Origin of the sequence: Stenotrophomonas sp. PS02289 (assembly GCF_029960115.1) — a bacterium.
Lineage (GTDB): Bacteria > Pseudomonadota > Gammaproteobacteria > Xanthomonadales > Xanthomonadaceae > Stenotrophomonas.
The window spans coordinates 1-11897 of sequence record NZ_JASCOZ010000135.1 but is presented as its reverse complement, the minus strand read 5'-3'; the positions used below and the strand labels follow the sequence as shown (position 1 = coordinate 11897).

At 67.7% G+C, this 11897-nt stretch carries 7 protein-coding genes; 5 read left to right on the top strand and 2 right to left on the bottom strand.

From position 1 onward, the window contains the following. Positions 1 to 30: 30 nt before the first annotated feature. Both QMX83_RS16270 and QMX83_RS16265 read right to left on the bottom strand, forming a co-directional pair. A complete protein-coding gene (locus QMX83_RS16270) occupies positions 31 to 1926 on the bottom strand; it encodes a CocE/NonD family hydrolase (RefSeq protein WP_282297684.1) in 1896 nt (631 codons plus the stop codon). Between the two features lie 112 nt (positions 1927 to 2038). Next, positions 2039 to 4831, bottom strand: a complete 2793-nt coding sequence (locus QMX83_RS16265) for a beta-glucosidase (RefSeq protein WP_282297683.1) — start codon at positions 4829 to 4831, stop codon at positions 2039 to 2041. A gap of 349 nt (positions 4832 to 5180) precedes the next feature. Between QMX83_RS16265 and imuA the strand changes: the two genes are divergently transcribed. The 5 genes from imuA (at position 5181) to QMX83_RS16240 (ending at position 11763) form a co-directional block, all read left to right on the top strand. Continuing rightward, positions 5181 to 5798: a translesion DNA synthesis-associated protein ImuA gene (gene imuA, locus QMX83_RS16260; protein WP_282297682.1), complete on the top strand. Its 618-nt coding sequence runs from the start codon at positions 5181 to 5183 to the stop codon at positions 5796 to 5798. A 9-nt stretch (positions 5799 to 5807) separates the two neighbouring features. Next, positions 5808 to 7223 carry a DNA polymerase Y family protein gene (locus QMX83_RS16255; RefSeq protein WP_282297681.1) on the top strand — a complete coding sequence of 472 codons (1416 nt, stop codon included), beginning with the start codon at positions 5808 to 5810 and terminating at the stop codon, positions 7221 to 7223. After that, complete coding sequence (locus QMX83_RS16250) at positions 7220 to 10327, top strand: error-prone DNA polymerase (RefSeq protein ID WP_282297680.1); 3108 nt, start codon at positions 7220 to 7222, stop codon at positions 10325 to 10327. Before QMX83_RS16255 ends, QMX83_RS16250 begins: the two co-directional genes overlap by 4 nt. 109 nt (positions 10328 to 10436) lie before the next feature. After that, positions 10437 to 10943: a hypothetical protein gene (locus QMX83_RS16245; RefSeq protein ID WP_282297679.1), complete on the top strand. Its 507-nt coding sequence runs from the start codon at positions 10437 to 10439 to the stop codon at positions 10941 to 10943. Positions 10944 to 10995: 52 nt separating this feature from the next. Next, on the top strand, positions 10996 to 11763 hold the full coding sequence (locus QMX83_RS16240; RefSeq protein WP_282297678.1) for a YggS family pyridoxal phosphate-dependent enzyme: 768 nt from the start codon (positions 10996 to 10998) through the stop codon (positions 11761 to 11763). Positions 11764 to 11897: the final 134 nt, after the last annotated feature.

Below are 11897 nucleotides of genomic sequence, written 5' to 3'. Positions count from 1 at the left end.
GTGCCGCGCATTGCGCGGCACCGGCGCGTCTCAATACACCGGCAACGTGATCGAACTGGCCTGTTGCGGCGAATGCCAGACCTGCTGGGTCGCCTTCTGGTAATCGCCCGGCTTGGCCAGATAGATGTTGGGCACGAAGGTCTGCGGGTTGCGGTCGTACAGCGGGAACAACGTGGACTGCACCTGCACCATCACCCGATGCCCCGGCTGGAACACGTGGTTGGCGGTGGGCAGGCCGAAGCGATAATCCAGCACCTGGTTCGACGCGATCGCCTTGGGCGCACTGAAGCTTTCACGATAACGCCCGCGGAAGATCGCCATCGATACCGCCAGCTCATAGCCGCCCATCTCCGGCGTGGACGGTACCTGGTCGGGATACACGTCAATCAGTTTGACCACCCAGTCACTGTCACTGCCACTGGTGGCCGCCTGCAGATTCACTTCCGGCGCACCGCCAATCCGCAGCGGCTCGGTCAGCGGTTCACTGACGAAGGTGAGCACATCCGGCCGGCCATCGACGAAGCGCTGGTCCTTGACCAGCCAGCTGGTCCACATGTCGCGGTCGGCGAAGCGCACCGGGCGTGGCACGAACGGCACCGGCTTGGCCGGGTCTGAGACGTACGCCTCGTAGTTGGCCTCGCCCGGCTGCGGTGCCTCGAAGGACAGCTTGCCGCCGGCACGCAGATACAGCGGACGGCTTTGCGCCGCAGGGCGCGGCCACTGCTGCAGGCGGTCCCAGTGGTTTTCACCGGTGTTGTAGATCAGCACCGGCGGCGTGTCCGCCTTGGCCGCACCATCGACCAGATACTGGTCGAAGAACGGCTTGAGCACATCGCGGCGGAACTGCAGCGCGGTGTCGCCGTCAAACTTCAACGCCCCCAGGCTGCTGCCGTCGTAGTTCACCTGGCTGTGCCGCCACGGGCCCATCACCAGATAGTTGAGCGTGTTGGTGCTGTCGCGCGGCTCCATCGCCGCATAGCTGTGCACCGCGCCCCACATGTCTTCCTGGTCCCACAGGCCCTGCAGCCACATCGTGGGCACCTTCAGCGGCGTCTGTGCCATGCGCGCGTCCAGTGCCTGCTCCTGCCAGAACGCGTCGTAGGCCGGGTGCTCAATCAGCTTGTGCCACCACGGCAGCTGCTCCAGACCATTGGCCTTGGCATAGTCACCTGCCGAGCCGGCACGCAGGAACGTGGTGTAGTCGTCATAACCGACGCTGGGAATGGCCGGGCCCTTGCCACGCTGGGCCAGCTGGCCGGTGAAGTAGCCGAAATTGACCTGGCGGAACGCCCCGTAGTTGAGCCAGTCGTCGCCCATCCAGCCGTCGATCATCGGGCTCTGCGGCGCGGCCACCTTCAGTGCCGGGTGCGGGTTGGTCAACGCCATCACCACGGTGAAGCCTTCGTACGAAGACCCCAGCATGCCGACCTTGCCGTTGCTTTCCGGCACGTGCTTGACCAACCAGTCGATGGTGTCCCAGGCGTCGGTGGCGTGGTCGACCTTCGTGTTGTTGAGCGGTCCGCGCAGCGGCCGGGTCATCACGTAATCACCTTCAGAGCCGTGCTTGCCCCGGATGTCCTGGAACACACGGATGTAGCCGGCATCGACGAACACCTCGTCGCCCTGCGGCAGGATATCGCGCATGTGCGGCGAATCCAGGCGCTTGGCGCGATTGGCGGCGTCGTACGGGGTGCGGGTCAGCAGCATCGGCGCGTTGTGCGCGCCCTTCGGCACCACGATCACGGTGTACAGCTTGGTGCCATCGCGCATGGGAACCATCACCACACGCTTGTCGTAGTCGTAACCCGCGGTGGGGGTCACAAACCCCTTCGCCGGAATGTCCGGCGTCATCGGCGCGGTCTGCGCCGACACGCTGGCGGCAATCATCAGGCTCAACAGCACAACAGGTACGGCACGCACACGCATGGCTCTCTCCGGTGGCACCGGGCGGTGCCCGGATATCCGGACACCCTACGCCCAAGCCACGTGTGCGTTATGTGCCGTAGGTTGGCCGCGAACGGCCAACCTTGGCAAAACGTCACCGGACGACGGTCGCCTCCAGCTGCACCGGCACCTGCTGCAGCGGCTCGCTGGCCGAGCGCGACAGCTGCACCTCGTACTGCCCGGCCGCGATCTTCCACTGCTTGTCGGCCGTATCGAAGCTGGCCAGGGTCTTCGGCTCGGCCTCGATCTGGATGCGACGGCTTTCACCCGGTTGCAGCAGCACCTTCTGGAAGCCGACCAGGCGGATCGGCGTCACGCTGCCTTCGGGCAGCTTCAGGTACAGCTGGGCCACGTCCGCACCGGCGACCTTGCCGGTGTTGCGCACGTCCACGGTCGCCCGCAGGCGCTGGCCATCGGCCACCACGCTCAGGTTGTCGTAGGCGAACTGGGTGTAGGACAGGCCATGGCCGAAGGCGAACTGCGGCACCAGACCCTTGGCGGCAAACCACTTGTAGCCGACGTTGGCCCCTTCGATGTCGTAGTTGATGGTCTCATCCGGCTTGTGCTTCGGATTGAAGCCCAGACCGTTCACCTCCGGGCGCGGCAGCTGGCGGGTATCCACCGGCCAGGTCACCGGCAGGCGGCCGGACGGATTGACCTTGCCCGTGAGCAGTGCAGCAATGCCTTCGCCGCCGCGGATCCCCGGGTACCACGCCTGCAGCAGCGCCGGCACCTGCTGCAGCCACGGCAGCTCGACCGGGCCATTGGTTTCCAGCACCACCACCGTGCTCGGGTTGGCCTTGGCCACGCCGGCAATCAACGCGTCCTGGTTGTCGGGCAGCTGCATGTGCGGCAGGTCGACCGATTCGGCCGACCACTGGGTGGCGAACACGATCGCCACGTCAGCCGCTGCGGCAGCGCGCGCGGCTGCTGCCACGTTCGTGCCGTCCACATAGTCGATGGTCGCATTGGGCAGCTCGGCGCGCAGCGCTTCCAGCGGGGAGGACGGGTGGAAGATCACCGGGCCCGGCCAGGTGGTCGGCAGCACACCCGGCACCGCATTGGTGCCACGGGCGGTGTAACCCACGTGCGACGAACCGCCGCCGCCGATCACGCCCTTGTCGGCATGACCGCCGATCACCACGATCCGCTGCACATCCGTGGCCAGCGGCAGCACGTTGCGTTCGTTGCGCAGCAGCACGCTGCCCTCTTCCACCGTGCGCTGGGCGGCGTCGAAACCGGCCTGCACGTCGATCGGCACATGCTCCGGCGGCAGGTCGAAGTTGCCGTGCGCGAACATCGTGCGCAGGATGCGCGCCACCATGTCATCCAGGCGTGCCTGCGGCACGACGCCACCGGCCACGGCCAGGCGCAGCGGTTCATCGAAGTACACCGCCTTGTCGAACACTTCGCCCGCCGACTGCTGGTCCAGCCCGGCCAGCGCCGCCTTCGAGCCACTGTGCACGCCACCCCAGTCGGACATCACGTAACCGGGGAACGTCCACTCCTGCTTGAGCACCTGGTTCATCAGGTAGTCGTGCTCGCAGCCGTAGGTGCCGTTGATTTTGTTGTACGAGCACATCACGGAACCCGGCTTGCCTTCCTCCAGCGCGATCTCGAACGCCAGCAGGTCCGACTCACGCATGGCCTGCTCGCCGATTTCAGCGCTGTGGAAATTACGCGAGGTTTCCATGTCGTTGAGCGCGAAGTGCTTCATGGTGGAGATCACGTGCTGGCGCTGCACGCCGCGGATCGATTCACCCACCATGCGACCAGCCAGCAGCGGGTCTTCACCGGCATATTCAAAGTTGCGACCGTTGCGCGGGTCGCGCTGCAGATTGACGCTGCCGGCCAGCAGGATGTTGAAGCGCTGCTGCCAGGCCTCGCGGCCCATGGTGGCCCCGCCGGTATAGGCGATCTGCGGGTTCCAGCTGGAGGCGGTCGACGGACCCGACGGCATCGCGGTGGCGATGTCGCCCTTGCGGATGCCACCCGGGTTGGTCACGCCCACGCCGGCGTCGGCCGACTGCTGGGCCGGAATGCCCAGGCGCGGCACCCCGGGCACGAAGCCGGCCGAACCGACCGCGCCTTCCGGCAGCGGACCGCCGTCCTTGCCCAGCCCGAAGTAGCTGTGCAGCATCTGGAACTTCTCATCCACGGTCATGCGCGCCACCAGCAGGCGGGCGCGCGCATCGGCGTTGAGCGCAAGGTCCATCCACGGCGTGTCGCCGCCTGCCGGGGCGGCATAGTCGAGGGTCAGCAGCTGACCCGGCAGCGCCTTGCCGTTGGCGCTGACCTGCAGCTTCACTGCCTTGGCACGCGCTGCGCCGAAGCCCTGGCGGTAGCCGGCCGCATGTTCCAGCGGCACATAGCCGGTCGCTTCAGCGCGCGCGCTGTCCACCGTGCCCAGCAGCAACGCCGGTGCGCCCATGCGCGTCTGCGCGGCGGTATCGACGACAGCCAGGGGATCGGCCTTCGGAGCCGGCGCATACAGGGCCACGACATGGCGGCCATCGTTCAGCCGCAGATAGCTCACGCCCGGGGCTTCGACGCCGGAGGCGGCTTCCACCGGCAGGCGCGAGAGCACCACGCGGCCGCGCGATCCGACCGCCGTCGGATCCACAGTGATGAAGCGTGCGGTGTAGCCCAGCGCATCGGCCAGGGCCACCAGCCGGTCGGCCTCCGTGCGCTCGACGTCGTCCACGGTCACTGCATCCACGTCCAGGGTCTGCAGCTGCGCGCCCACGAGGGCGGCGTCGAGCGTGGCAGGCACCTGCTCCAGACGCAGCACGGTGAAGGCGTCCGGGCCTGCGGCCGATGCGGCAGCGGCGGACAGGGACAGGGCAATGGCCGTGGTCAGGACGAGCGGTTTTGTAATCGTTTTCATAAGCGGGCGAAACACCTTTGCTGACGCAGAAAATCCGGGGAGTCTTGCCGCAGAAGGGTGCAGCGCATGATGCGGAACGCGGCACGATCAGGCCCCTCCGCCTGTCGCAATGCCATTGCGCCCACAGGGGGTGAAGAGTGGTCGAGCGCGTTCATGTCTGTCAACACGACCAACGTAGAGCCACGCCCTGCGTGGCTGGTTTTTCACGCCATCTAGGACTATTAGTATTTTTGCTAATTCCCGGTAGCATGTCGGTCTCAGCTCTTGATCTTTGCTTTCCCGACACTCCCACCATGTTCCGGCCCTCCACCCCAGCCCAGCAGCCCTCGCCCCACCGGGAGGCCCCCTGATGGCCGCCGTACGGGCCCTGGAAGACCTGCTGGCCAGCCGCCAGGTCTGGCGCGGGCAGCCGCGGGCGGTGCCGCAGGAGGTCACCGGCCAGCCCACCGGGCATCCAGAACTGGATGCGCGCCTGCCGGGCGGTGGCTGGCCATCCGCCTCGTTGTCCGAAGTACTGCTTGCCGCCCCGGGCCAGGGCGAGCTGGCGCTGGTGTGGCCAACCCTCGCCCGGCTGAGCCAGCAACAGCAGACCGTGGTGCTGATCGCGCCGCCCTATCTGCCGCATGCGCCGGCCTGGAGCCGGGCCGGGCTGGCGCTGGGCCAGTTGCAGGTGGTGCACGCGTCCCCGCGCGAGGCGCTGTGGGCGGCCGAACAATGCCTGCGCTCAGCCGCTTGCGCGGCGGTGCTGTGCTGGCCGCAGACCACCGACGACCGCGCCCTGCGCCGCCTGCAGGTGGCCGCCGAAAGCGGCCAGTGCCTGGGCATTGCCTTCCGTGATGCACGCTGGAGCCGCAATCCCTCCCCCGCCCCCCTGCGCCTGCAACTGGACGACGGCCAGGTGCGGGTCCTCAAGTGTCGCGGCGGCCAGGCACCGGCACAGCCGTTGCCGCTGGCCCGGGTGCAGTGAGGGCGCGCCGTGCACTGGGCCTGCCTGCTGCTGCCACAACTGGCGCTGGACGCAGCCCTGCGTCAACAGCCCGACCCGCGTGCGCCGCTGGTGCTGGTCACCGGTCCGATGCAGCGCCGGGTGCTGCACGCGGTCAGCCCAGCCGCACGCCAGCAGGGCCTGCGCCGGGGCATGCTGCTTTCCGCCGCGCAGGTACTGACCCGCGACCTGCGCACGGTGGAATACGACCCGCGCGCCGAACAGGAGACCCGCCAGTTGCTGGCCAGTTGGCTCTACGGCATCAGTTCCCAGGTGAGCCTGGCGTTTCCGCATGCGCTGGCTCTGGAAATCGGGGCCAGCCGCGCCCTGTTCGGCGACTGGCCGGCGATTGAACAACGCCTGCGCGAGGGTCTGCAGGAACTGGGCTTCCGCCACCGCCTGGTGGCCGCGCCCAATCCCCACGCGGCCTGGGTGCTGACCGGCGTGCATGCCCGGTTGGGTGTGGATGCGGACACGCTGGAAGCGGCCCTGTCCGACATTCCGATCGAGCGCAGTGGACTGCCTGCAGAGGCGGTCACGGTGCTGGCACGCTCCGGCTTGCGCACGCTGGGCACCGCCTTCGCCCTGCCCCGCGAAAGCCTGGCGCGGCGTTTTCCGCCGCAGGTGCTGACCCACCTGGATGCACTGCGCGGACTGCAGGCCGCGCCGCTGTCGTACTTCCAGCCACCGGACCGCTTCGATGCGCGCATCGAATTCGAATACGAGATCGAGTCCACCCAGGCACTGCTGTTCCCCCTGCGCCGCCTGACCACCGACCTGGCCGCGTTCCTGTGCTCGCGCGACGGCGGCGTGCAGCAGTTCGACCTGTGGTTTGAACACGAACACCACCCGGACACGCAGCTGCGCGTAGGGCTGCTGTCGCCCGAACGCGATGCCGGCGTGTTGTTCGACCTGGCCCGCAACCGCGTCGACCACCTGCAGCTGCCCGCCGGCAGCCGTGCCCTGCGCCTGCAGGCCATCCACCTGCCGCCGTTCGTACCCGCCGCGCGCGACCTGTTCGACCCGCGTCCACAGCAGGCCATGCCATGGGAACAGCTGCGCGAACGCCTGCGCGCCCGGCTGGGCGATGACGCTGTGCAGAGCGTGGGGCTGCGTGCCGAACACCGTCCGGAACGCGCCAGCGGCGATGCCGGCGGCGCACCCAAGGCAGCACCGCCGCCCCTGCCGCTGCGCCCGGGCTGGCTGCTGCCGACCCCGCAACTCCTGCGCGATCCGGAGCTGCGCATCCTGTCTGGACCGGAGCGGATCGAATCGGGCTGGTGGGACGAAGGCGACGTGCGCCGCGACTACTACGTGGTCGAAACCGGCACCGGCCAACGTGGCTGGGCCTACACCGCCGCCGGAGCCCGGCACGGTCCGTTCATGCTGCACGGCTGGTTCGCATGAGCACCGACCTGCCCGACTACGCCGAACTGCACTGTCTGTCGGCCTTCAGTTTCCAGCGTGGTGCGTCGATTGCCGACGAGCTGTTCGAGCGCGCCAAAGAACAAGGCTACCGCGCCCTGGCGATCACCGATGAGTGCTCGCTGGCCGGCATCGTGCGCGCCTGGCAGGCGGCGAAGAAGCACGAACTGGCATTGATCACCGGCGCTGAATTCCAGATCGAGAACGGCCCCAAGCTGGTGCTGCTGTGCACCGACCTGGCCGCCTATGCCGCGCTGTGCCAGCTGATCACCACCTGCCGCCGGCGCGCCCCCAAGGGGCAGTACCAGTGCCTGCGCGAGGACTTCGACGCGCTGCCCGAAAGCCTGCTGTGCCTGTGGCCGACACGGACGCCCCGCCCGGAAGATGCCCGCTGGCTGCAGGCCCGTTTTGCGCACCGGTTGTGGCTGGCCGTGGAACTGCACCGCGACGCCGACGACGTGGAACGGCTCGAAGCACTGCTGGAGTTCGGCTACGCCCACGACATCCCGCTGGTGGCCAGCGGTGATGTGCACATGCACGTGCGCCGCCGCCGCGCGCTGCAGGACACCCTGACCGCGATCCGCCATCACTGCACCGTCGCCGATGCCGGCTGGCACCTGTTTCCCAATGGCGAGCGCCACCTGCGCACGCGCCAGGCGCTGGCCGCGCTGTACCCGGCCGAGCTGCTGGAAGAAACCCTGCGCATTGCCGCCCGCTGCAGCTTCGACCTGAAGCAGCTGCAATACACCTATCCGCACGAACTGGTGCCCGCCGACCACGACCCGGCCAGCTGGCTGCGCGTGCTGGTGGAAGAAGGCATCCGCTGGCGCTGGCCGGGCGGCACCTCCACCAAACAGCGCAAACTGATCGAACACGAACTGAAACTGATCAACGGCAAGCAGTACGAATCCTACTTCTTGACCGTGCATGACATCGTGCGCTTCGCGCGCAGCCAGCAGATCCTGTGCCAGGGCCGTGGCTCCGCCGCCAACTCGGTGGTGTGTTTCGTGCTGGGGGTGACCGAAATCGACCCCAGCCACATGGAACTGCTGTTCGAGCGCTTCATCTCGGCCGAGCGCGACGAACCGCCGGATATCGACATCGACTTCGAACACGAACGTCGTGAGGAAGTGCTTCAGTACGTGTTCAACCGCTATGGCCGCGAGCGCGCTGCGCTGACCGCGGTGGCGATCAGCTACCGCGGGCGCAGCGCGGTGCGCGACGTGGCCCGCGTGCTGGGCCTGCCGCCGGACCAGGTCAACGAACTGGCGGCCTGCCTGGACCGCTGGAGCAGCCACGAGCCGTTGCCCGAGGCCCTGCGCGAGCGCGGCTTCGACCCGGATACACCGCTGATGCAGCGGGTGGTCGCGCTGACCGCCGAACTGGTCGATTTCCCGCGCCACCTGTCCCAGCATCCCGGCGGCTTCGTGATTTCCGAACACCCGTTGTCGACCCTGGTGCCGGTGGAAAATGCCGCCATGGACAACCGCACGGTGATCCAGTGGGACAAGGACGATCTGGATGCCACCGGCCTGATGAAGGTCGACTGCCTGGCGCTGGGCATGCTCACCGCCGTGCGCAAATGCCTGGCGGTGCTGCAGGGACGCGGTGTCCGCGACGTGCACGACCAGGTGTTGAGCATGGCGCGTATTCCCGCCGACGACGTGCCCACCTACGACATGATCTGCCGCGCCGACACGCTGGGCGTTTTCCAGATCGAATCGCGCGCGCAGATGGCGATGCTTCCACGCATGCAGCCGCGCTGTTTCTACGACCTGGTGATTGAAGTGGCGATCGTACGGCCCGGGCCGATCCAGGGCGACATGGTGCATCCCTACCTCAACCGGCGGAAACAGCTGAAAGAGAAAGGCACCGAAGAGATCGACTACCCGCCGGAGCTGGAGAAGGTCTTCAAGCGCACCCTCGGCGTGCCGCTGTTCCAGGAACAGGTGATGCAGCTGGCGGTGGCCGCGGCCGACTTCACCCCCGGTGAAGCCGACGCGCTGCGCCGTTCGATGGCCGCCTGGAAACGCCACGGCGGGCTGGAGCCGCACCGCGACAAGCTGCTGGCCGGCATGGCGAAAAACGGCTACAGCCGTGAATACGGCGAGCGTCTGTTCGAGCAGATCAAGGGCTTCGGCAGCTATGGCTTCCCGGAAAGCCATGCGGCCAGCTTCGCGCTGATCACCTATGTGAGCTGCTGGCTGAAGTGCCACCACCCGGCCGCGTTCGCCGCCAGCCTGATCAACAGCCAGCCGCTGGGCTTCTACACCCCCGACCAGATCCTGCAGGATGCGCGCCGGCATGGCGTGGCGGTGCTGCCGGTGGATGTGCGCCACAGCGACTGGGACTGCACGCTGACGGCGGACCCGGACGCTCCCGGCATCCGCCTGGGTCTGCGCATGATCGACGGCTTCAGCGACAGCATGGCGGTGGCGTTGATGCAGGCGCGCGCCCGGGGTGCCTTTGAAAGCGTGGCCGATCTCAGCCAGCGCGCCCGCCTGGACCGCCGGCACCAGGGCCTGCTGGCCGATGCCGGCGCGTTGAAGGGCCTGAGTGGGCACCGGCATCGCGCCCGCTGGGATGTGTCCGGGGTGGAAAAGCCGCTGCCGCTGTTCGACAGCGTGCGCGCCACCGACGACGCCGAGGTGGCGCTGCCCGCCCCGAGTGCGTTCGAGGACATGCAGGCCGACTACAACAGCACCGGCACCACCCTGGGCCGACATATGGTGTCGTTCATCCGCCCGCAGCTGGAGCAGCGTCGCTGCCAGCGTTCGGACCAGCTGGCGCAGCTGCCGCACGGGCGCAGCGTGCGCTTTGCCGGGCTGGTGCGCATGCGCCAACGTCCGCAGACCGCCAGCGGCGTTACGTTTTTAACACTCGAAGACGAGTGCGGCATGGTCAACGCGGTGGTCTGGCGGCGCACCGCCGACCGCCAGCACCGGGTTCTGGTGGAAGCCCAGCTGATGCAGATCGACGGCCGGCTGGAGCGCGTGGACGGTGTGCAGCATCTGATCGTGCAGCGCATGCACAACATCGACGAACTGATTGCCGGCGTGCGTACCTCCAGCCGCGATTTCCATTGACGCGCTGTGACCTGCTTCACGCTAACGATGCGATTCGGACTTTTCTGACTGGTGTCACAAACCCGCAATCGGGTATTGTCGCTGCCATTCCAAGGATCCGGAGCCGCCTGTGTCGCGCGCACTCACTCTCACCACGCTGGTGGTATCCAGTCTTGCCCTCATCGTGTCGGGGTGGACCGCCATCCGCCTGCATCAGAGCCAGTCGGACCAACGCGTCATCACCGCGCGCGGGCTGGTCATCCAGGACGCCAACGGCCAAGCCCGGGTCATTCTGGGTGCGCCCGTGCCCGACCCGGTCAGCCAGGGCGTCACCCAGGGTCCGCGCGCCTCGCCGTTGTCCGGCCTGATCCTGCTCGGAGCCGATGGCTCCGAACGCGGCGGCTATGGCACCGCCGACGTCGGCGACGAAGCCGTGCTCACCCTCGACGACGCTACTGGCAACACCGAGGTCTTCAAGGTCACCGCCAACCCGGACCGCGGGGCCACCCTGGTGGTCAAGCACCAGAACAACACCGGGGCCATGCTCACCTCCTGGCAGGGCAAGCCGGAACTGATCTTCCTGAACGACAACGGCCAGTCGCATTACGTCCGCCCGGGGTCACAGGCGGCACCCTGACGCGGCCTTCGGTCGTGCGAAAATGCCGACCTGTCCGCACCCGGTTCCGCCTGTGCCCATCGCCCCACCCGTCTGGCCGCAGGCCAGCACCGTTGAAGATTTCCGCCACAACCTGGACGCCGTGCACGCGCGCATCGCCGCCGCCTGCACCCGTGCCGGGCGCGACCCGCGCAGCGTGCACCTGCTGCCGGTCAGCAAGACCGTCGACGAAGCACGCCTGCGTCTGGCCTGGCAGGCCGGCTGTACCGAGCTGGGCGAGAACAAGGTGCAGGAAGCCAAAGGCAAGGCCGAATCCATGTCCGACCTCGGCATCCGCTGGTCGGTGATCGGCCACCTGCAGACCAACAAGGCGCGCGACGTAGCCCGTTTCGCCAGCGAATTCCAGGCTCTGGACAGCCTGCGCGTCGCCCAGGCCCTGGACCAGCGGCTGGAACTCGAACAACGCCAGCTCGATGTGTTCGTGCAGGTGAACACCTCCGGCGAGGCCAGCAAGTACGGCCTGGATCCGATCGAGGTGGCCGACTTCGTGCAGCAGTTGCCCGCGTTCTCCAACCTTCGTGTGCGCGGCCTGATGACCCTGGCGCTGTTCTCGCCGGATCCCGAACAGGTACGCCCGTGTTTCGTGCGCCTGCGCGAACTGCGCGAGCGCCTGCACCCCACCCTGCCCGCCGGCATCAGCCTGGACGAACTGTCGATGGGCATGTCGGGCGATTTCGAGATCGCCATCGAAGAAGGAGCCACCGTGGTGCGCGTCGGCCAGGCGATCTTCGGGGCGCGGGCCACGCCGGACAGTCACTATTGGCCGACCCGTACGCCGTAACACCAAGCCACACCTTGCATGTCGTAGAGCCGGGCTTGCCCGGCTGCTTTTGATCGGCAATTGTCGTAGAGCCGGGCTTGCCCGGCTGCTTTTGATCGGCAATTTCGGCAAGCCGGGCAAGCCCGGCTCTACAT

Bases quoted from the DNA above. Each gene is read 5' to 3' on its own strand.
- QMX83_RS16250 (WP_282297680.1), top strand. From the start codon at position 7,220: ATGAGCACCGACCTGCCCGACTACGCCGAACTGCACTGTCTGTCGGCC.
- imuA (WP_282297682.1), top strand. From the start codon at position 5,181: ATGGCCGCCGTACGGGCCCTGGAAGACCTGCTGGCCAGCCGCCAGGTC.
- QMX83_RS16270 (WP_282297684.1), bottom strand. From the start codon at position 1,926: ATGCGTGTGCGTGCCGTACCTGTTGTGCTGTTGAGCCTGATGATTGCC.
- QMX83_RS16265 (WP_282297683.1), bottom strand. From the start codon at position 4,831: ATGAAAACGATTACAAAACCGCTCGTCCTGACCACGGCCATTGCCCTG.